Genomic DNA, 20,775 nt, shown 5'->3' on the forward strand with positions numbered 1-20,775 from the left:
TTCTAAATAAGGTGCTTAATTACGGCTGTGGTTTGTCTTCTTGCGGGATCCACGCTTTGGTTACCGCGCGGGCCTCATCGTGTTTGCCCGCGCGTTTGAGGATGCCCACGAGGGTTTTCGCGACTTCCACCACATTTTTGGCGTCCCTCCCCAAGCGGGCACTCATTTTCGCCAAAATCTCTCGCGCCAAGCGCTCCGCCTTTTCCGTTTCACCGCCTGCACCCAACATGTAGGCCAAGTTGTTGCCGCTGTTGAGGGTGCTGGGATGGTCCGGGCCGAGCAATTTTATTTTTTGACGGTAAATTTGCTCTTGAAGGCGGGCCGCCTCCCCGTGCCGTTTTTGATACCAAAGCGCCAAACACAGGTTGTTTTTGGTACCCAGCACCAAGCTGTGGTCTTCGCCGACCCGTTTGATTTGGCGTGGCAAGAGCCCGCGGTACAAGGCCTCGGCCTCCGCATACCGTTTCAAACCCAGCAGCGAACGCCCCAATTGCGCGGTGGAATTCAGGTTGCGCGGATGATCTTCGCCCAAAACCTGCGCCCCGCGCAGCACCACCTCGGCCAGGAGGTCGTGGGCCTCGTCGTGACGGTTTTGTCTGGCCAGATTACGGCCGAGGTTGTGCATCGAAACCAGTGTTTTGGGATGATCGCTGCCGAATTGCTTGGTTCTCAGTGCAAGGATGTTGCGGTGAATCTCTTCCGCTTCCCCGTGGCGTCCCAAGTCGGTCAACAGTACCGCTTGGCTGTCCATGGCGTTTTGGGTAGCTTCGTTTTCGGCCCCCAACACCTCGGTACGCAGGGTGACGACCTGGACCATTTTGGCCAAGGCTTCTTGTGGGTTGCCGCTCGCGTGGCGGTCCAGCGCAAGTTCCGACAAGGCGCGGAGCGCCAGGGGATGGCGCGCACCCTGGCCGTCGACCAGTTGCTTGTAAAGGGCACGGTGAACGGCTTCCGCGGCGGCGGGGTTGCCGGTGACGCGATCCAGGTTGGCCAACAACAATTGACTTTCGAGGCTGTCCAAGTGGTCCGCGCCCAGGGCGTTGGATCGGATCCGCTGTGCGTTTTCCAAGCAGGCGCGTGCCGGTTCGAATTGGCCGAGCTTGGTATAACTCCGGCCCATCACATGGTACACATGAGCTTGGGTGAGGGGATCGATGGAATCCTCCTCGCGCAGGCGAACCCGGAAGCTGTCCAACAAATCGAGCAAACGGGTTTCATAACCCCGTTCCCCCGGCTCGACCGAGGTCAAAAAATCTTCCAACAAGGCCAGCGAATGTTTGGCCCGTGTTGCTTCCTGCACGGCGGTTGCTTGGCTTTGACGGGCTTGCACCAATCCGTTGACGGCCATGGCGGTGCCGGCGACCAGCGCCGCCATCACCGCGCCGGTTGTGGCGAAGAGGACGCGGTTGCGTTGCAGCCATTTGCGCACACGGTAAGCGCGGCTGTCGGGCGCGGCCTCGATGGGACGGAAGCCGCGGAAGGCGTGGATGTCGGCCAGCAAATCGCTGACGCCGGCGTAGCGTTGATCGCGGTTCTTGGCCAGGGCTTTTGCGATGATCCAGTCGATATCCTGTTTCAAATAAGCGATTAACGCGCGGGGTTGGGTGCCGCGGCGGCGTGCCGCCTCGCGCTGTTTGTCGCGCTGCCAACCGGCCAGGCGTGTGCTTGCCGGCGGCGCGGCCTGCTCGCGAATCAACACCAAGGCTTCTTGCCACGGTTGTTGTCTTAGTGTCGCCACCGGAATCGGCAAACTTCCCGTCATCAGCTCAAACAGAATCACGCCCAGGCTGTAAATGTCGGCGCGCACGTCGATGTCCTGGTTCTGGTGTTGCGTTTGTTCGGGGCTCATGTAACCCAGGGTTCCAATGGCAGAGCCCACCATGGTTTCCGGGTTTTGGTTATGAGGTGAAGCGGCCTCGGGCGGCATGGGCGTCAACAGTGATTTGGCAATGCCGAAATCAATGATTTTGGGGACCACCACGTCCTCGGTCTGCTGGACCAGAATGTTGGCGGGTTTGAGGTCGCGGTGAATGGCGCCTTTTTGGTGGGAGTAGCGCACCGCCTCGCAGATCTGCACAAAAAGGTCGAGGCGTCGTCCCGGCGTGAATTGGTGTTCGTCACAAAAGGCCGTTAAGCTTTCGCCCTGAATGTACTCCATGGCGAAGTAGGGCCGGCCGCTCGCGGTTACGCCGGCGTCGTAGAGCTGCGCGATGTAGGGATGGCTCATGTTGGCCAGCATCTGTTTTTCCTGGTTAAACCGCTTCAAAACCAGATGGGTATTCATGCCGGGTTTAATGATTTTCAGCGCGACCCGGCGTTCGACCGGTTCGGTTTGGTCGGCCAAATAAACCACGCCACAACCGCCTTCGCCCAGCAAGGCCCCGATCTGGTAGGGGCCCACGCGGCGGTCGTCCTCGCCGACGGCGGGGTTGGTTTTGGCCAGTAAGAAATCCTGTTCCGCCGCATTGGCGTCGGAGCGCAACATGGCGCACACGGCTCGGAGCATCTTGGGGTCGTCGCCGCAGAGGCGGTTGACTGCCTTGGCTTGTTCATCCTTGGGCAAGTCGCAGACCTGTTGGAACACCGCGTCAATGCGCTCGAATTGATCCCAATCCATGGTGGGTTAGCTCAGGGCTTGGAAGAGCCAAGCACGGGCGGCGCGCCATTCGCGGCGGACCGTGGGGGCGGAGACCTTGAGCACCTCGGCCACCTCTTCCTCGGTGAGCCCGCCGTACACGCGCATTTCGACGATTTTGCCTTTGCGCGGGTCTTTTTCGCTGAGTTTTTGCAGCACGTCTTCGAGGGCCAGCACATCCACCTCGGGCGAGGGGAGCAGATCGTGCGCTTCATCGAAGGTGAGGTTGACCTCGCCGCCGCCGCGTTTCTGGGCTTTGCGGTTGCGCGCGTGGTTCAGCAAAATGCGGCGCATCACGGTGGCCGTGACGGCAAAAAAATGGGCGCGATCCTGCCAACGCATGCGGTCGTGTTCCACCATTTTAAAATAGGCCTCGTGGACAAGCGCGGTGGCGGAGAGGGTGTGGTTGGCGCGTTCATTGCGCAAGAAGTTGCGCGACATGGCTTTAAGCCGGGTGTAAACCAGGGGCAGCAGCTCGTCGAAGGCCTGCTGATCGCCTTGCTGCCAGGATTCGAGGAGTTGGGTGATGGCTTCGTCGTTCGGGGGGGAGGCGGACACGGCAAACCTACTTGTCATCGAGATGCTGTTTCAACGGGGTTTGGGCGGCGGAAAACCGGGCGCGGTTTTACCGAATTCTAACCCAGGCGGCGGGCGAACACCATGGTCCGAAAGCCGACCTTTATCGCTGCTTATCGCTGATTGCCCTTGCGTGTGCGCCGTGTTTAGTGAAAAATACGGTTTTTTAGCGGGATCATGATCGGGTTGCGCCGTTTTTGGTTCCCTACGTTAAAGAAGGTGTTCGACCGATGTGGCCACTTCATGGTGTCCCGTTTATCTCTATTCCATGACAATCGAGGGTGGGTAAAAACCATCCCAAATTATTGAGGTTATTATGTTTGTTCGAATTCTTACTACTTGTGTTTTGGGGCTGTTGGTTTTGAGCCCCTGTGTCGCCCAGTTCGCCGAAACCAAGCCGCCCGTTTCGTTACCTGGATTAATCGCGGACGATTTTGACATTACCGACGGCCATGACGGTGATGGGTCTTGGACCCGGCTTTTTTTCACTTTGCATGACGTGGCCTCGGGGGTGGGCCTTGAGGTGACACTGATTTCCCGGCGGAGGGGACCCAATCCCGATACATGGTCCTACCAGTGCCGCATCGGTGGCGCCGAATTTTTCTTTTACAGCGAACCGGGGCGCGCGGGGCGTTGGCTTCATGTGACCGATGTCATCGATCCGGGTCCGCTGGATTTGACCGTGGTCGGCGAAGATGAGCTTCAGCGCGTCGTCGGCCGTGTGTGGCGCAGGCTTGTGGCGACCTACGGGGAAAACGTAATGCTGTCCATTCAGCAGCAGTTGCCGGGTATGGCGAACAACACCCGTGAGGACTGTCTGTGGACCGGCTTAAGGATTGTCGCGCAAGCGTTTGATTTGATGCGGTGTGACGGTTCAGACTGTATCAGCAAGGCTGAGGCCCTGGATGTGTTTGGGATTGTTCCTAACGTATGCATTGTCCACGAGTAATTCTTGCCCTTTTATAATGTAAAGGAGATCCTGGGAAGCTGGAAGTTTCCCGGGATTCGTTTAGCCCGCGAGCCTGTTTCGCAGCGCGGCGATGCCCATGGGCAAACTATCGAAGCGCGGTAAACCGAATCGTTCAGCAACCAGGGCGACATTGCCGTGGCGCCAATAGGCGGGGGGACAGACGAGGGTGAGCGAGCCGCGGCGGGCGTGGAGGCCCAGCTCCAGCAAGGTGATCGGGGCTTTGCCGGCTGCCGTAAATACCATCAAGATGTGGTCGGCCGCCTCCAGCGCGTCCAGTTCCCAGGTGACCTGTTCGCGGAAACGCGGGTCCGCCGCGCTGTTGCGCCAGGTGTGATCCCAATCATCGCGGCGGGGATTCAGCAAGGTGATGGGGAGATCGGCGAGTTCGCGACAGACTTGGGCTTGCCAGTTTTCCGCCGCACCGTTGTCGATGGCGCCCGCGAGAAAGACGCGCGGTTGCGGTGAAGCCGCAAAAGGCGCCGGGGATTGGATGATGGTCGCCACGATCACCTACCTGCTTTGCGAAGCCTGGCTTTGCAGTTGGTGCCGGACCGCGTGCAAGGCAAATCCCAGCAGGTTCAGGCCCTGCCATTGGAAGGGATCGGCGGCGGCGGGGTGGTCCTCGGCCAAACCAATGCCCCAAATACGGTCTTGGGGGCTGGCTTCCACCAGGATTTGATCGCCGGTACCGAGAATGAAATCGGTCAACTCGGGGCGGGCGCGAAACTTGGCCAGGTTACCGCGCACCACGATGTCAAAACGGTGTTTTTCCCAAATCGCGGGATCGAAGTTCTTCACCTTGCGGCCCAAGGCTTTGGCTTTGCGGGGATCGGACCCTTCAATAACTTGTGCCTGAATGTCGCTGTCGCCGAACAACCGCGCCTTTTCGGCCATCATGAAGTGTTCGGCCGATGCGTAGGTAACGCCTTCGGCCTCAAAGGGTTCCCGCCACCATTGGCTAAAGCAGTTTTTGGAGACGGTGCCCTTTTTGCCTTTGCTGCCGCTCCAGAAAAACAGGTAACGGGGCGAGGCGCCTTGTTGAATCTGTTGTTTTAAGCTGTCCCAATCGAGGATGGGTGGTTGCATAGGAACCTCCTGGCCGGTGGGCCGACGTCGGTAACCCTAGCATGCTTTGTGTGAAAGTTACAATAAGAAGTTTGTGTGCTATTTACGCTAAGGCGGCGAGCGGGTTGTGTTCTCGCTGGAGCAAGCGGTCGAGGTAGGCGTTGGTACGCGCGAAGCCTTCGAGATTCTGTTGTTCACGGCCCCAAAACAGGCTGTACCCCATGATGATGTCCGCCGCGCTGAAGCGGTCGCTCACCAAATAATCCTGCTTTTCGAGGTGACGCTCGATTGCGGCAACGGCCCTTTGGTAGAAATGGTTGTTTTGCGGTTTGATGGCGGGGACGTGCCGGTCCTTGGGCAGGATGAAATCGATGGTGTTGACCTCGGTGCTGTTGGCGTACGGGTCCAATTCATTGAGCGCAAAACACATCCATTGGTAGTGCAGGTTGCGTTCCCAGGTACCGGGTGCCGCGATCAGCCCGCTGTCCGGTGCTAAATCCGCGACAGCGGTAACAATGGCGCCGCTTTCAAACAAGGGTTGCCCGTCGATGGTAACCGCGGGCAACTTGCCCAGCGGATGAATGCGGCGCAGGGCTTCATTTTGAAAAGTTTCCACGCCTTCGCTAATGGATTCAAAGGGGATTCCGGCTTCGAGCAGCGCCCAGCGCACACGCGCCGAACGGGTCGGGCCGAGCTCGTACAAAATGATCGAGACCATACTGTGTTCCTCGTGTGGATCCGTGCTTCGGTAAAGGCGGTTGGTATTGTTGTCCAGAATTAGCGGCCTTTCCAGGGGACGAGCCAGTGTTCCAGACCGCGCATGATCAGGTCGAAACCGTAGGCGACGATGCCAATCACGAAAATACCGGCGATCACCACGTCGGTGGCCAGGAAATCCTTGGCGTTGAGGACCATAAAGCCGAGTCCGGCGGTGGCGGCGACCATTTCGGCGGCGACCAAGGTGGTCCATCCGAATCCAATGCCAACCCGCATCCCCGTTAAAATTTCCGGCAAAGCCCCTGGCAGCACGATGTGGCGGATGATCTGCAAACGCGAGGCGCCCAAGGTTGCCGCGGCCAGCACTTTCTCGCGGGCGACGGCACGCACCCCGGCACGGGTACTCAAACAAATCGGTGCGAACATGGCCAGGTAAATCAGGACCACCTTGGCAACCTCGCCGATACCGAGCCAGATGATGATCAACGGCAGGTAGGCGAGGGGGGGCAGCGGTCGGTAGAACTCAATCACCGGGTCGAGCAGGCCTTTGGCAAAATCGTGAATGCCCATCAAGATGCCGATGGGCACGGCCGTGAGCACGGCCAGCAGGAAGGCGCTGAAGACGCGGAACAAACTGGCCAGCGTGTGTTGCCACAGGGTGGCGTCGGCAAAGCCGGTGTCGATGAGGTCGCCAAGACGTTGCACCACGGTTTGCGGCGAGGGCAGAAACAGCGGTTTGACCCAGCCGAGCGCGGTGGCTGCCCACCATATCAGCAGCATCGCCAGGGTGGTTACCGCGCTGATGATTAAGGTGGTGCGTTGGCTGTAGCGGCGGTTGAGTGGGTCTTTGACTTCATGGCTCGCCATGATCGCCTCCCCGTGGGTGGATCACTTCCAGCACTTCCTCGCGCAGGGCGATAAAGTCGGGATCGGCTTTGAGGGAACGGGCCGATTCGCCCGCCAAAAAGCGTTTGCTGAAGGATAAATCGTAGGTTTTGTGGATTTTGCCTGGACGTGGCGTCATCACGATCAGGCGGGTGCCGAGGAACAGGGCTTCCTCGATGCTGTGGGTGATAAACAAAACGAGTTTGCCCGCTTTTTGCCAGAGTTCGAGGATCAGTTCTTGGAGGCTTTCGCGGGTAAGCGCGTCGAGGGCGCCCAGCGGCTCGTCCATCAGCAGGATTTTGGGGTCGGCGGCGAGGGCGCGGGCGATGCCAACCCGCTGTTGCATGCCGCCGCTGAGTTCGTACACGCGGTGGTTGGCGAAACCCGAGAGGCCGACCCAGTCGAGACAGGTGCCCACTCGGTCTTGGCGTTGTTGCTTTGGCATGCCGGCGAATGTGAGGCCGAGCGCGACGTTGTCCGCCACATTCAGCCAGGGCATGAGTGCATTTTTTTGGAACACCACCCCGCGTTCGACACCGGGCCCGTGGATGGGTTGGCTGTCCAGGGCGACTTTGCCCGCGGTCGGGGCCAAGAAGCCTGCCAGCAGGTTGAGCAGCGTGGTTTTGCCACAGCCGGAGCGCCCGATGACGGTTGCGAAGGTTTCCGCTTCCAGCAACAGATCGACCTTGTCCAGGGCGGTTACGGCCTCGGTGTGCCGGCTTGCCGGGAACACCACCGAGACCTTGTCGAGTTCAATGCGACTCATGGGGTGGGTTCACCCTGGTCGACCAGGCTCGCCGCAAAGTCGGTCATGATGAAACGGCCGTAGTCTTCGTGAACGGTGTTGATTTTTTTCTGATCCTTGAGGAATGCGGCGGTGTCGCGCAGCGCTTGGGCCGCGCCGCCGCCGAGCCAGAATTCACCGATCTGTTCGTTCGGATCGGGGAAGTGGTATTGGCCCATGATGGTGGGAATTTCGGCGGGATCGGCGCCGGTCAACTCAGCGATGGCTTTGACCTGCGCGGAATCCGCGTTCCAAGCGGCGGTGTTGTCGCGGTAATCGCCGTCGAGGCGGGCCACTTCCTTGACAAACTGTTTCATGAAATCGGCGTTTTCTTTGGCGAAGGCGTTGGCCACGATCATGCCGTCGAAGGTGGGTTTGCCGGTGTCGGCGATGGCGCCGGAGGTGAGCAAGACGGTGCCGGTCGGGGTGATTCGGTTGAGGATCGGACTCCACACGAAGGCGGCGTCGATGCTTTCCTGGGTCCAGGCGGCCAGAATGGCGTCGGGCTGGAGGTTGAGGATTTTGACGTCTTTGGTGTCGATTTGATTTTGTTCCAGGGCGACCAGTAAATGGTAGTGGGTGGTGGAGGCAAAAGGCACGCCGATGGTTTTGCCCTTGAGGTCGGCCATGGATTGGATGCCGGAACCGTTGCGGGCGACCAAGGCTTCGTTGTCGCGAATCGCCTCGAGAATCCAGAAGAGCGAGACATCGACCTCGCGGCTCATCGCGGTGGCGATGGGGCTGGAGCCGGCGACGGCGATGTGCACATCGCCCGAGGCCATCGCGGTAATTACCTCGGCGCCGGAATTAAACTTGCGCCATTCGATCTCGTGGCCGGTGGCCTTGGCGATGCTGCCGGATTGGATGCCCACCTTCCAGGGGTTGATCATCGATTGATAGCCAATGGTGACCTTGGGTAATTTTTTGGTGGGTGGTGGGGCGGCGGGTTCGTCGCCGGGTGAGTTGGTTTGGGTATTACAGGCGGAAAAGAGCAGGACGGCACATAGAATAGCAATGGCATAAAAACGCCGTGACAATGTCATGAATAACTCCACTTCGGGTTGAATCTGGTCCAATTGTTACATTCGCGCCGGCTGGGAACAAGGGTGCCGCCGCGCTGGGACGAAAAGTGTTTGCCGAAATCGTACGCTAAGCTGTCGGTAAGAAAGGAAGCGTTCTCCCTTTTGAGGGGGTCGCGCCGTTGCCAAATAGGTCGCCGCTCAAGTATGCTTAAACCGTTCTCTTTTATCGATATTCACATGCCGAAATCGCCCTAGATTCGCGCGGTGCCGCCGCCCATGTGGCAAAACATCGGCAAGGATGGTGACTTTTGTTGTTGATGTGTTGGCTTTTGTTTTTGGTTCAAGACCCGAGTGCCACCGCGCCGGAGCAACGCGGCGATGTGGCCCGTGAGACGCAACTCCTGGAGGCCGCCGACGACGGCGCCTTGGCCGAGGTGAAACGCTTGATCGAAGCGGGTGTGGCGATTGAAGCCAAAAACCGGTTCGGCATGACCCCGCTGTACCTTGCCGCGCGCCGCGGGCATGTGGCTGTGGTGCGCTACCTGCACGAAAAGGGTGCCAAATTGGATGTTTCCGAACGCGTCTACGGGATTAGCGTGATCGGTGCCTTGCTTTATGATGATCGCGACGAAACCGTTGTGCTGGAGTACCTGCTCGACCAGAAAGTGGTCCCGACTGTCAGTGAAATCCTTCCGCTTTTCGAAAAAAAGAAAACCAAAACACTGGGCCTGATCTTTGACCGCAACATCCCCGTGGGCGACACGGCCGTGATGTTGCGCGGTTTCGCGGGCCAGGGCAACGAAGACGGGGTCAAGATCCTGCTGGAAAAAGGGTCCTTCAGCGAGGAAGCGCGCGTGCGGGCGTTGGACCATGCGCTCCTTGCCGGCAACGATGCGATCATCGCATTGTTGGCCAATACCGACGCCCTTAAAAAGCGGCCCATCCCGAAGATTGAAGAACCCAAAGGGTTCGTGGGCACCTACGCCACCGAGCGCGGTTTCAAAGTTCGTTTTCTTTTTCAGGACGGGCTTTTTAAAGCGGAAAGTGAGGGCAACGACCCCACGCCCTTGCTGCGCGTTTCCGATGTCGCCTACGAAATCGTAGGACGGATGGGTGCCACGGCAACCTTTGAAGAGCCGGTTGACGGGGTCATGCAAAAAATTAACGTGGTGTACCCGACCTTCTCCTTTCAATTGACCCGCACCGCCAAAGGAAAACCGAAAGCCGATGCTGCCGCCGGCGCCGATGCCGATCCGGTCGCCGCGGTTTCCGCGGATGCGGCGCAACCGGCGACGGCCGGTAAAGGCGGTGACGGCAAAGGGTTTTGGCCTTCTTTCCGCGGGCCCGGTGCGCGCGGTGTTGCCGAGAAACAGAACCTGCCTTTGGTGTGGAGTGAAGAACAGCATGTGCGTTGGAAAATCCCGATCCCCGGCCTGGCCCACGCGGCGCCGATCATCTGGGAAGACAGGGTGTTTATCGTTTCGGCCGAAAACGGCGAGGAAAAGCCCACCTTGCGGATTGGTTTGTACGGCGATATCGAACCCATTGGTGATTTGGGCGAACAAGCCTATTCCTTGACGGCCTTCGATACCGCGACGGGCAAACAGAAGTGGCGCCAAGTCATCGCCACGGCGAAAGCGAAAAACGACCGCCACCCCAAATCCTCCCACGCCAACGCGACCCCCGTCACCGATGGCAAACATCTGGTTGTGTTGCTGGGATCCGAGGGCTTGTTCTGTTTTGACATGAAGGGCAAGTTCAAATGGCGCAAAGACCTGGGTCTGATGGAGGGGTCTTGGTTCTACGATGAAAAAGTAGAGTGGGGCCACGGTTCCTCGCCGGTCATCGACGGCGACCGTGTATTTCTGCAGGTCGACCGCGCCCGCGATTCCTTCATCGCGGCCTACGCGCTCAAAGACGGCAAAGAATTGTGGCGCACGGGTCGCCATGAAATCCCGTCCTGGAGTTCGCCAACCCTGGTCAAAGCGAATTCCGGTGACGAGTTGGTCACCAACGGCATTAACGCGGTGCGGGCCTACGATCCGAAAAACGGCAAACTGTTGTGGTGGTTGGAAGGCAGTTCCGAAATTGCCGTCCCGACGCCTTTTGAACACGGCGGCAAGGTAATCGTCACCAACGGCTACCGTCCGATCCAACCGATTTACGTGCTGAAACCCGGCGCGCGCGGTGCGATTAAGGTTCCCGGCGAAGACGAGGAGAAAGGGCCGCATATGGTTTGGAATACCAAACGGGGCGGCCCCTACCTGCCGACGCCGGTCGCCTATGACGGCTTGTTGTACGTGGTCGACAACCAGGGTGTATTGACCTGTTACGACTTGAAGGACGGCAAGAAGCATTACCGCCAACGGCTCGCGCGCGGGGTGGCGGTGACGGCCTCGTCCCTGGTGGTCGACGGCCGTTTGCTGGTGTTCAGTGAGTTCGGCGACACCTTTGTGGTGCAAACCGGGCCCGAGTTCAAGTTGTTGGCCCGCAACAAAATTGAGGATAACCAACTGGCGTCACCGGCGGTCGCGGGTGGCTTACTCTACATCCGTGGTGAGCGCCATTTATACGCAATCGGCGGCAAATCCGCCGAGTAACGGGGATCCACGTTGAAGGCGGTTCGGGTGAACAGATTTTGCCGGGGTTTGGTACTCCTCCTATTGGGGTGTTGCCCCCTTGCAGCCGAACCCCTGGACCGTCTTCGATTTAAACACCTCACCACCGCGGATGGTTTGTCGCAGAGTATTGTGACCTGCATGCTGCAGGACCGCGTCGGTTTTCTGTGGATCGGCACCCAGGGTGGCTTAAACCGCTACGACGGTTACCGTTTTACCAGTTACCTCCACGATCCAACCGATCCCCACGGGTTACCCGACAACTGGGTATCCAGCCTGATGGAAGATCGCGACGGTCGCCTGTGGGTCGGCACCCAAACCGGCGGCGTGTGTCGGTTTGACGAACGAACACGCCGCTTTGTTCAGATACCGGTCGCGGGTGTCGACGACAGCGCGGTCACCGCGGTGTTTTCGCTGTTGCAAGATCAAGCGGGCCGCATTTGGATGGGTGCCGACCGCGGTTTGTTTCGCTTCGATCCGGTCCAGAAGGCCTTTGTTCATTTAGCCGAGTTGGACGTGACCAACGTGACGTCGATGGTAGAAGCACCCAATCAACTCATACTGTTGGGCACCTTTAAGGGATTAACCATCTACAAACCCAGCAGTGGCGACGCTTGGGAGGCGGCGTCGGTTTTGGACGGTGGCGCCGCGTTGCGGGTGCGCGAGGTGCTTTCGCTGCACATCTCGCGACAAATGATTTGGATTGGGACCAACGGCGGTCTGTTTCGCCTGCCACCCAACTCGAACCGTCTGCAACCCGTCCAGGCCGAGGCAGCCGACGGCTTGACCCTGAGCGAACAGGCGGTGGCTTCGCTTTGGGTCGACCAAAGTGGTTTGCTGTGGATCGGTACCGAACGCAACGGCCTGTTTATATGGGAAGAACGCACCGGGCGGTTGGTCAACAACCAAAAACAGGCCGGGGTTCCCCAAAGCTTGGGGGCCAACCGAGTTGAGGCGATTTTTCAAGATCGGTCCGGGTTAATGTGGTTGGGTCTGATGGGTCATGGACTCAGTTCTTGGAATCCCAAGCGGCGCCAATTTCACGCCATGAACCCCGACGCCGGTGAGGGGCCCGTTGGCAGCGGTCCGCGCGTGGTCCCGATTCTCGAAGAAGGTCGGGAGCAGCGCGTGTGGGTGGGTACGGTCGGCGGCGGTTTGTACCGTTATGACTTCAAAGCCGAACGCTGGGATCATTTTCGCCATGATCCCAACGATGCCGACAGCTTGCCGCAAAACGAAATTTTCTCCCTTGCCGAGGACAGTTCGGGTCGGATTTGGATCGGCACCCAGGATCAGGGTTTGTGTTTGTACCAACCCGACACCAACGACTTTTTGCGTTATCAGCACGATCCCGCGCGCCCGGACAGTTTGGGTTACGACAAGGTCCGCGTGATGTGCGAAACCGCGCCGGGCACCTTGTGGATCGGAACCTTTGGCGGCGGTATTAGTGTGTTCAACGAGGCCAAACAAAGCTTTCGCCACTACCATCACAGGCGCGACGACCCCACCGGTCTTGGTGATAACCGGGTGATTATGCTGTACCACGACCGCAAGCAGCGCATTTGGGCGGGCACCATTAGCGGCGGTCTCAACCTTTACGATCCTGAACAAGACCGGTTCCAGGGTTATCCCCGCGATGCGACCCATCGCGGCAAGGGACCCAGCCACAATTCGGTGATTGGTATGTTGGAAGATCCCAAGCGACCGGACCGTTTCTGGCTGGCGACCTTCGGCGGCGGCCTGAATATGATGGAGCAGGTCGACGGCCGTTGGCATTTTCGTGTTTTCGGCAAACGCGAGGGGCTGACCAATCTCAGCGTGACGGGGATGGTTGCGGACGCCCAAGGCCGGTTGTGGTTGGCCACCCAAAGGGGCCTGCATCACTTCGATCCTGTCTCAATGCAGGTACTTAAGGTGTACACGGTAGAGGACGGATTAATAGAAGACGAGTTTTATCCTTGGTCCGCCTGGGCGGGCGGTTCGGGGCGGCTTTACTTCGGGGGTTCCGACGGGTTGGTCTGGTTCGAACCCGCCTACCTCGCCAACAAACCGTACCAACCGCCGATCGTGTTGACCGAACTGCGTACCGCGGATCCCCGCTTTAAGCCGGGCCGTGCCCTCAGCGCGTTACAAGAGGTGCGTTTGTCCCATCGTGATTCCTTGTTGGCGCTGGAGTTTGCCGCCTTGGACTACAACAGCCCGGACAAACATCGCTACCGATATCGCGTTGACGGTTTGGTGAATGAATGGGTCGATTTGGGCCCGGAACGCAGCCTGAACTTTACCAACCTAAAAGCCGGCACCTACGAACTCAAGGTTCAAGGTGGGCCGGAAGGTGCGCCTTCCGCCGAGGGAGAGCTGCGCCTGACCTTGCGGGTTGACCCACCACCTTGGGCGGGTAAAACGGCTTACGCTTTTTATTTCTTGCTCGCCGTAACCGCGGTTTGGGGTTACCAACGCAGCCAGACCAAAAAGTTGTCGAAGGAACGGCGGCTCACCGAGAAAGAACGCCAAGTTGCCGAGCGGCTGCGGCACCTGGGCAAAATGAAAGACGAATTTTTGGCCAATACCTCCCACGAGCTGCGCACGCCCCTGAACGGCATTGTGGGTTTAACCCAGTCCTTGCTGGACGGTTCGGGTGGTGCGCTCAACGACAAACAAAAACACGATTTGGGGATGGTGGTTGCCTCGGGCAAACGGCTAACCGCCTTGGTTAACGACATCCTCGATTTTTCTCAACTCAAAAACCGTTCGCTCAAGCTCTACCGCGAACCGACCTCGTTCCAGCTTATCGCGGAACGGGTGTGCGCCTTGGCCGAACCTTTGGCGCAGGAGAAATCACTGGATTTGATTGTATCGATTCCCGACGATTTGCCGCCGGTGTTGGCCGACCGAAACCGGCTGCAACAGATTTTGGTGAACCTCTTGGGTAACGCGGTGAAGTACACCGAAACCGGGGATATCCGCCTCGATGCACGTCTGGCGGGCGCTTCCTTGATGGTTTCGGTAACGGATACGGGGATTGGCATTCCCCCCCAACTTCAACGCACCATTTTTCAGTCGTTTGAGCAAATCGACGGCACTGCCAAACGCCTGCGTGGCGGTGCGGGTTTAGGTCTGTCGATTACCCGCAAGCTGGTTGAGATGCACGGTGGGCAAATTATGGTGGCATCGGAGCTGGGCGCGGGCAGTACCTTTCGCTTTGATTTGCCGCTGGCCGAGGGCGGTGACGTTGCCGAGCACCTGTCCCTGGAGGAGCCGGCCTGGGATTACGACGGTGTGAAACCCGCGGATTCGGTGGCCAGTCAGCCGGCCGTGATTTCCGACGGCGAACCGAACGCCGCCGACGTTTACCGCATCTTGATTGTTGACGACGAGGCGGTGAACCGCCAGGTTTTGGTCAACCAGATGAGCGGCCACGATTTTGACGTCGAGGAGGCCGGTAGCGGCCCGCAAGCTCTGCGTCTGTTGCGACACCATCCCGGTTACGACCTAATTTTATTGGATGTGATGATGCCGCAAATGTCGGGTTTTGAGGTGTGCCGCCGCATCCGTGCCGAATTTCCCGAGGAACGGGTGCCGGTGATATTCCTGACCGCGCGCACGCAGGTCGAGGATGCGGTGGAAGGATACCACGCGGGTGGCAACGATTTCCTGACCAAGCCGGTGACCAAGGAAGCGCTGCTGTTGCGGGTTAAGACGCACCTGCAGCTGCTCCGGACGCCGAACCCATCAGATGCCCAAGGGTAAACAGGGTGGTGGGGCTGCGCAGGCCGCGCAACATCACCTCGCCAACGGTATGGAGTGGCCAGTTTTCCTTTAGCTGATCGCGGAAGGCGTTGCTAAACAGCAGCGGAACGCCCTGGCTTTTGGTCTCGCTTTCGATGCGGGCCGCCATGTTCACCGTGTTACCGATGATCGCCAGTTCGGCGCGTCGGTCGGTGCCGATGGTGCCGACCGCGGTTTCACCGTGGTGCAGACCGATGCCGACGCGGACGGGTAGTCCCACGGTTTCACGAAAGGCGGGCAGCTCTTCGAGGATTTCAGCACCGCAGCGCAAGGCGCGATCGGCGGCGGTTTCGGGCCGGCGAAAACCGAACACCAACATCACACCGTCGCCCATAAAACATTTGACGAGGCCGCCGTGGCGATGCACGATGCGCAGGCTGTAATCGTAATAATGCTTCAAAAAGGTGATGACCGCGTCAGGGGAAAGGCCCTCGGAGAAGGTGCTGAAGCCGCGAACATCAATAAAGGCAATCACGAGTTGCCGTTTGTGGATGGTTTCGACCTCGGTCGGCGCGCGCAGAATTTCATCTTTGATGGCCTCGCCGACATGGCGGGCCAAGTGGTGGTCGAGCTCGTTGGATACCGAGTAGTATTTGTTTTGACGGCGGTCGCTGATGCGGGTCAACCGTTCGGTCTGGCGCAGGAGTTTGCGGTAGCTTTTGGTGAGGGTTTGCAGTTGGTCCTGTAGCTCGGTGGCGCTGAGTTCGCCCTTGAGGGCGGTTTGTGCTTGTTCCAGCGTGGCGCGTTCCTTAGCGAAAAGGTCGCTGCCGCTGTCGGGTTTGGACGGCTCGTGGTTGCTCATGCTCCCCACTTGCGGTTCAACATCAGTGAATCCGTGGTGTTTTTCGCATTATAACGGTTCCCCGACAATCTCACCAGACACCAGGCGTTAACAAAAAACGCCCCGGTGGCAGACACCGGGGCGGAAGGGACCCCGCTCCGACGAGGAGAACCTCGTTGGGGCGGGGGAAGACCCCGCTGAGACGAGGAGGACCTCGTTGGGGCGGGGGAAGACCCCGCTGAGACGAGGAGGACCTCGTTGGGGCGGGGGAAGACCCCGCTGAGACGAGGAGGACCTCGTCGGGGGGATGGTCAAAAAACGGACGGCTAGCGTTGGCTGTTGCGGTAGTCGTCGTGCCAGGCGGCGGGAATGCGCTCAAGGATGTTGCCGGAACGTTGGCGATCCAGCTTCTCGTAATGCGCTTGCATGGTGCCGTCACCGACCATAAAGCCGTTGGCGTAAACCGTGTTGTCAGAAGCCAGGTTTTTGCCGGGACGCTGGGCCAGTTTGAGGTTGTAGACGTTGCCGTCGTAGGCCACGCGGGTCACGCTGGTCAACTTTTCGACACCGTCGATGGTGGGTACCGCATCGCCGACTTGCAGGTCACGGGCCAGGGTGACGCCGTTTTTAACCGTTACCACGGGGTGCAGGTCCGTCATCATCAAGGCACGGCCGCTTTCGCTTTCGATGCGAACCATGGGTTTGTCCTCAAAACCAACCGCGGTATCGACAACCGGCGCGGCTTGTTTTTTGCGGTACTCGTTGAACACCAAGTCACCGGCGGTGATATCTTCAACCGCAACCTCGGAACCGTCATTCAGTTGGATCAGGGTACCGGCGGCCAAGCAGCTGTTGGTGATTTTCATGGGGGCGAGTTGGGCGAAGTTCCAGGTGATGAACTTCAGGTTGCGGGTGGTCATAAAAATGGGCAGATATTCGGGCGAACCGAAACGGGTTACGGGAACACGCAGGTTTACGTGGAACTCAACGCGATCCTGAACCTGACGGCAGCCACGGGCGAAGTCGACGGCGTTGGCGCCGGTGTAATCCCAGGAGATGGTGCGGCGGTCGGCGCTGATGCTTACCTTGTTCCAGAAGTCGGTCATTGAGAAGTTGTACTGGGGCTCGCAGGCGCCGCCGTGTTGGGTCAACTGCAATTTGACGAAATCCTGGGGGTCGGCGGTTTTTGATTTGGCGTCGACACCGGTTGGGTCGATCAGGTAGCCGGGCGGGGTGCGGTAGGAACCTTTTAAAGGAACTTTTAGCGCGTTGGGGCTGCCGGTCAGATTGACGTCGCAATCGTTGGTCCAAGTGCGGTTCATGCAAATGCTGATTTGACCGTCGTTGGTGTGGTCGACCGGTTCGTCAACGTTTAAGCCGAATAAGCCGCCGAAGTTCAACAAGGGTCGGCTCAGGAAGGTGACGTTCAGGTATTCGTTTTCTTCGATGGAACCGTTGCCGTTGAGGTCACGGGCTGAGATAGACCATGAGTTGATGGAACGCACCGTGTCCGCTTTGGCGGCGCTTTCGGCGGTGGGCTGGAAGGTACCCGCGGCGACCACATCGGTACCGCCGCCAAACTCTTCAACCATGGCGGGCACGTCGGTTTCGTTGGGGTCGGAAGAGGTGTAGGCCACGTCCAGGTAGGTGTAGGTGGTGCCGGTTGGGTAGGAGGCTGAGGCGTTAAAGGCGGTTTCGTTGTCGTGGGTGAAGGCCGCTTCGACGAGGTGCATGGGTTGGGGCGCATCTTCCTCGGACTTGGTGACATAGGCCGTTTTATAACCGAAAATTTCGCCGGCTTTGAGGGCGCGGACGCGCTCCGCTTTCAAGAAACGGAACAATTGGGGGGCGTTGGCCGGGGTTTTCCCGCGCAGCTTGAGGTGGCTGACCAGGGTGTTGTACTGCCACTGCTCGCCGAGGTTGAGTTCGATGAGGCGGCCGTCGGCGGCGTCGGTTTTCAAGGTTTGCAGACCTTTGGTGTAGCTGACCTGCTCTTTGGCGTTAAGAACATTGGGTTCGGCGGCGTTCAGTGAAGCTACGGCGAGAAGGCACACAAGCAAGGCGTGCCAAAGGGAAAATCGTGCGAACATGGGTTCTCCTTAAACGTGGTAATGGTCCAACCGAAAGAAGTTCGCGGCGTGTTGTCCGCGCGCCGCCGTCCTTGCCGTCAAACGCAAACCAAGGTTGCCTCTGGCCGGTTCTGTTTCCCCACGCCGGGCCTGCCCGGTCGGGAGAGTGACCGGTTCCAGGGATGCGACTTTAAGGAAGGCGCAACCGTGAAGGGGGAGGCGTAGGGAGACAGCCCATAGTATGGCTATGACGGAAGAAGCGGACATCCGGCACAGGCCGGAGACCCGTTTTTAGGGGGTGAAAACGGCGCACAAAGTGAGCGGCACAACAGTTATCCCAAAAAGCCAACAATCAATGGAAAACACCCAAAACATGATGTATGATCTCGATGTTGGATCCCAATCCATCAAGAGGCGGCAAGCACCATTTAAAGTGATAACCTCTGCCAAGGTTATCCATGGTTTGCTTGCTGCTTCACAACCACATGGTTGAACGTGATACACGCTAGCTGACAGTCATGAAATCGGCGCTTCGCCGGCCGCCCGGAACTGCAAAAGCCCGCCTAAAATGCGGGTGTCGAGCAGGGGGGGGGAGGTGATGTGGGAAGCGGCGGTTACAAGAACCGGTCAGTGATGATTCCTATGGCTCACAGATGCGTGGCTTCCATCGTCGTCGTGAGAATAAAGGCACTATTTTGAGACCCTTGTCGGCAGCGGTGCATTCAGAGAATGGACGCGCTAGACCCAACCCTCAAAACAAAAATATATTCAGGCTCTCGCGGATGGTGGCACATCGCATAAAGGACAGGTCAAAACTGTTCGCAAGAAAAAGGGCGAGAGAAAACGAAGTCACCTTAACTTTGTGGGAACGGAACGAACCCGTCAGGGACTTCTTTCGGATGAGGCAAATTTACCTCAATAAGCCGAAAATGAAAACAGTTTTTTACGAAAAATCACAAGACTTAGCTTGCTAATGATTTAGCGCTTGACTGATCGAAAAATGAATAACTTCTCAAAAAATTACATCACATTTACCCCGGAGAAAAGGGTTTGTTAATATCAAAAAAAGTTATAATTCTTTTGATATGTTTAAATTTACTATTTTTTTGAAAAATTTGTGATCGTTTCTGTGAGCGAAGGTTTGTTGCTTTGATGATGGTTGAAATAGGTGAGAGTTTTGAATTCTTCGTGTCGCTTCGAGGATAAGCGTCATGCCGCGGCCTGTCCGTTCAACCGTTGGCGAAGGCACGGCGCTTCCACTTTGACGAAACCCCGAGATGTCACGCGGAACTCTCGCCGGGCCGTTATCGCCGCGGGACGGTCGCCGAAAGGCTGTCGCCGCGATACAGGCGTCGCGTATGGATGGGAATTGTGCTGGGACGAAAGCGTCCGTATAGAAAGTAAAAAGGCGACGTTGATTTCCCCTTCAACCTCGCCTTTTCCAGGTATGTCACTTCTCGAGTCCACTTTCGAGAATGGACACAGGCACACTATACCTCATTTTTTTTTAAATTCTAGGGGGAATTTATCGTCCTGAGGAGGATTGTCCCTAAACCCTTCTTTTTCTTAGGGTACTTTTTCGGGGGCTTGTCCAGGTGGTGTCGAACCGCACGCTTCAGGTCTGGTAGGTTACGGCTGTTTTGCGGGCAAAAGCCTCGACAGGGTTGGCGCGACGATGAAACCATGGTAAAAAGATCGTGCACGATATAATCGCGCAAGATTAAACGGCGTACGCCGATCAAAACGACGAGGAGCCTTTTCATGAGTGATTTCTACCATCTTTCGGCCAACAGCCTGCGCGGCGAAGCCCTTTCTTTCGATCAATATAAAGGTAAGGTGGTTTTGGTTGTTAACGTGGCCAGTAAGTGTGGTCTGACCCCGCAATACGAAGGCCTGGAGAAGCTCTACCAGGACTTTAAGGACCAGGGTTTGGTGATTTTGGGTTTTCCCTGTAACCAATTTGGCGGTCAAGAACCCGGCGGCGTGGCCGAAATCGAACAAACCTGCCGCATTAACTACGGTGTGACCTTCCAGATGTTCGAGAAGATTGAAGTCAACGGGAACGGGACCCATCCCGTTTACAAATATCTGAAAAAAGAACTGCCCGGGATGTTGGGCAACGGCATCAAGTGGAACTTCACCAAGTTTTTGGTGGGGGCCGACGGCAAACCCATCAAACGTTTTGCCCCGACCACCGCGCCCAAGGATTTGGTTCGGGACATTAAAAAAGCGCTGGAGCAAGCGGCGTGAGTCGGCCTGAGTCGCCCGAGCTGTTGAGACTCGACCGCCAGCTTTGTTTTCCCCTCTACGCGGCCGCGCGGCTCACCCAACGCCTTTACAAGCCCTACCTCGAACCCCTGGGTCTGACCTACCCACAGTACATCGTGCTGATGATTCTGTGGGAGGAAGGGCCCTGTAGCGTGCGACGCATCAATGAACGCGCTTTGCTGCAAACCAATACCACCACGCCGCTGCTCAAACGCATGGCGCAAATGGGTCTGGTTGAACGCAAACGCGCCCAGCACGATGAGCGGGTGGTGATGATTCATCTCACCGAGGCGGGCTGGGCGCTGCGTTCGCAATGTGCCTGTATTCCCGGTCGGCTTCTTGACACGGTGGATGTGCCGGGGGAGGATCTGGTCGCGCTGAAGCAGCAATTGGACCATTTGGTGGTGCGTTTGGAAAAAGCGGTTGCCGCGGGAGGGCGACCGGAACATCGCTGAACCGGATAGCCGAGATGGTTCGCCCGCACGGTTGACCAAGAAGGGTTGCGAGGGGTTGAACCTGGAGCGAGGGCAGCGAAGATTCTTTTGGGTTTATCTTTGCTTGGTGGACCTGGATCGAAGCAAAGCGCCGCGAGTTAT

Annotated in this window: 15 protein-coding genes; 5 read left to right on the top strand and 10 right to left on the bottom strand. The window is 58.1% G+C overall.

The window, feature by feature from the left end:
• Window positions 1-19: 19 nt before the first annotated feature.
• On the bottom strand, window positions 20-2,617 hold the full coding sequence (locus tag J3U88_RS09175; protein WP_207856556.1) for a serine/threonine-protein kinase: 2,598 nt from the start codon (window positions 2,615-2,617) through the stop codon (window positions 20-22).
• A gap of 6 nt (window positions 2,618-2,623) precedes the next feature.
• The gene (locus J3U88_RS09180) at window positions 2,624-3,193 is read right to left on the bottom strand and encodes an ECF-type sigma factor (protein ID WP_207856557.1); all 570 of its coding nucleotides are present in this window, start codon (window positions 3,191-3,193) and stop codon (window positions 2,624-2,626) included.
• A 334-nt stretch (window positions 3,194-3,527) separates the two neighbouring features.
• Between J3U88_RS09180 and J3U88_RS09185 the strand changes: the two genes are divergently transcribed.
• On the top strand, window positions 3,528-4,160 hold the full coding sequence (locus J3U88_RS09185) for a hypothetical protein (RefSeq protein WP_207856558.1): 633 nt from the start codon (window positions 3,528-3,530) through the stop codon (window positions 4,158-4,160).
• Window positions 4,161-4,220: 60 nt separating this feature from the next.
• Here the strand turns inward: J3U88_RS09185 and J3U88_RS09190 are convergent, their stop codons facing one another.
• The 6 genes from J3U88_RS09190 to tauA form a co-directional block, all read right to left on the bottom strand.
• Complete coding sequence (locus J3U88_RS09190; RefSeq protein WP_207856559.1) at window positions 4,221-4,685, bottom strand: nucleoside 2-deoxyribosyltransferase domain-containing protein; 465 nt, start codon at window positions 4,683-4,685, stop codon at window positions 4,221-4,223.
• Between the two features lie 6 nt (window positions 4,686-4,691).
• Window positions 4,692-5,267: an NADAR family protein gene (locus tag J3U88_RS09195; protein ID WP_207856560.1), complete on the bottom strand. Its 576-nt coding sequence runs from the start codon at window positions 5,265-5,267 to the stop codon at window positions 4,692-4,694.
• Between the two features lie 82 nt (window positions 5,268-5,349).
• Window positions 5,350-5,964, bottom strand: a complete 615-nt coding sequence (locus tag J3U88_RS09200; protein WP_207856561.1) for a glutathione S-transferase family protein — start codon at window positions 5,962-5,964, stop codon at window positions 5,350-5,352.
• 59 nt (window positions 5,965-6,023) lie between these two features.
• Window positions 6,024-6,830, bottom strand: a complete 807-nt coding sequence (locus tag J3U88_RS09205) for an ABC transporter permease subunit (protein ID WP_207856562.1) — start codon at window positions 6,828-6,830, stop codon at window positions 6,024-6,026.
• Window positions 6,817-7,614, bottom strand: coding sequence for a taurine ABC transporter ATP-binding protein (locus tag J3U88_RS09210; RefSeq protein ID WP_207856563.1), 798 nt, complete (start codon window positions 7,612-7,614; stop codon window positions 6,817-6,819). Before J3U88_RS09210 ends, J3U88_RS09205 begins: the two co-directional genes overlap by 14 nt.
• The gene (gene tauA / locus J3U88_RS09215) at window positions 7,611-8,675 is read right to left on the bottom strand and encodes a taurine ABC transporter substrate-binding protein (RefSeq protein WP_207856564.1); all 1,065 of its coding nucleotides are present in this window, start codon (window positions 8,673-8,675) and stop codon (window positions 7,611-7,613) included. Before tauA ends, J3U88_RS09210 begins: the two co-directional genes overlap by 4 nt.
• 296 nt (window positions 8,676-8,971) lie before the next feature.
• On the opposite strand from tauA, the gene J3U88_RS09220 reads away from it, so the two are divergent.
• Both J3U88_RS09220 and J3U88_RS09225 read left to right on the top strand, forming a co-directional pair.
• Window positions 8,972-11,254 (top strand): outer membrane protein assembly factor BamB family protein, encoded by a 2,283-nt coding sequence (locus tag J3U88_RS09220; RefSeq protein WP_243435772.1) that lies wholly within the window; start codon window positions 8,972-8,974, stop codon window positions 11,252-11,254.
• 27 nt (window positions 11,255-11,281) lie between these two features.
• On the top strand, window positions 11,282-15,022 hold the full coding sequence (locus J3U88_RS09225; RefSeq protein ID WP_207856566.1) for a two-component regulator propeller domain-containing protein: 3,741 nt from the start codon (window positions 11,282-11,284) through the stop codon (window positions 15,020-15,022).
• Here J3U88_RS09225 and J3U88_RS09230 read toward each other — a convergent pair.
• The gene (locus J3U88_RS09230) at window positions 14,967-15,863 is read right to left on the bottom strand and encodes an adenylate/guanylate cyclase domain-containing protein (protein ID WP_207856567.1); all 897 of its coding nucleotides are present in this window, start codon (window positions 15,861-15,863) and stop codon (window positions 14,967-14,969) included. The two genes, J3U88_RS09225 and J3U88_RS09230, sit on opposite strands and share 56 nt — an antisense overlap.
• A gap of 305 nt (window positions 15,864-16,168) precedes the next feature.
• Entirely contained in the window at window positions 16,169-17,932 is a 1,764-nt protein-coding gene (locus tag J3U88_RS09235) for a Hint domain-containing protein (RefSeq protein WP_207856568.1), read from the bottom strand.
• Between the two features lie 1,740 nt (window positions 17,933-19,672).
• On the opposite strand from J3U88_RS09235, the gene J3U88_RS09240 reads away from it, so the two are divergent.
• Window positions 19,673-20,161 (top strand): glutathione peroxidase, encoded by a 489-nt coding sequence (locus tag J3U88_RS09240; RefSeq protein ID WP_207856569.1) that lies wholly within the window; start codon window positions 19,673-19,675, stop codon window positions 20,159-20,161.
• Window positions 20,158-20,634, top strand: a complete 477-nt coding sequence (locus J3U88_RS09245; protein ID WP_207856570.1) for a transcriptional regulator, SarA/Rot family — start codon at window positions 20,158-20,160, stop codon at window positions 20,632-20,634. The genes J3U88_RS09240 and J3U88_RS09245 overlap by 4 nt, the downstream gene beginning before the upstream one ends.
• Window positions 20,635-20,775: the final 141 nt, after the last annotated feature.

The organism is Acanthopleuribacter pedis, assembly GCF_017377855.1.
GTDB lineage: Bacteria > Acidobacteriota > Holophagae > Acanthopleuribacterales > Acanthopleuribacteraceae > Acanthopleuribacter > Acanthopleuribacter pedis.

What these genes read in the sequence shown, in the direction of transcription:
- J3U88_RS09230 (WP_207856567.1), bottom strand. Translation starts at nt 15,863, where the DNA reads ATGAGCAACCACGAGCCGTCCAAACCCGACAGCGGCAGCGACCTTTTC.
- J3U88_RS09240 (WP_207856569.1), top strand. Translation starts at nt 19,673, where the DNA reads ATGAGTGATTTCTACCATCTTTCGGCCAACAGCCTGCGCGGCGAAGCC.
- J3U88_RS09185 (WP_207856558.1), top strand. Translation starts at nt 3,528, where the DNA reads ATGTTTGTTCGAATTCTTACTACTTGTGTTTTGGGGCTGTTGGTTTTG.
- J3U88_RS09175 (WP_207856556.1), bottom strand. Translation starts at nt 2,617, where the DNA reads ATGGATTGGGATCAATTCGAGCGCATTGACGCGGTGTTCCAACAGGTC.
- J3U88_RS09195 (WP_207856560.1), bottom strand. Translation starts at nt 5,267, where the DNA reads ATGCAACCACCCATCCTCGATTGGGACAGCTTAAAACAACAGATTCAA.
- J3U88_RS09220 (WP_243435772.1), top strand. Translation starts at nt 8,972, where the DNA reads ATGTGTTGGCTTTTGTTTTTGGTTCAAGACCCGAGTGCCACCGCGCCG.
- J3U88_RS09205 (WP_207856562.1), bottom strand. Translation starts at nt 6,830, where the DNA reads ATGGCGAGCCATGAAGTCAAAGACCCACTCAACCGCCGCTACAGCCAA.
- J3U88_RS09200 (WP_207856561.1), bottom strand. Translation starts at nt 5,964, where the DNA reads ATGGTCTCGATCATTTTGTACGAGCTCGGCCCGACCCGTTCGGCGCGT.
- tauA (WP_207856564.1), bottom strand. Translation starts at nt 8,675, where the DNA reads ATGACATTGTCACGGCGTTTTTATGCCATTGCTATTCTATGTGCCGTC.
- J3U88_RS09235 (WP_207856568.1), bottom strand. Translation starts at nt 17,932, where the DNA reads ATGTTCGCACGATTTTCCCTTTGGCACGCCTTGCTTGTGTGCCTTCTC.
- J3U88_RS09210 (WP_207856563.1), bottom strand. Translation starts at nt 7,614, where the DNA reads ATGAGTCGCATTGAACTCGACAAGGTCTCGGTGGTGTTCCCGGCAAGC.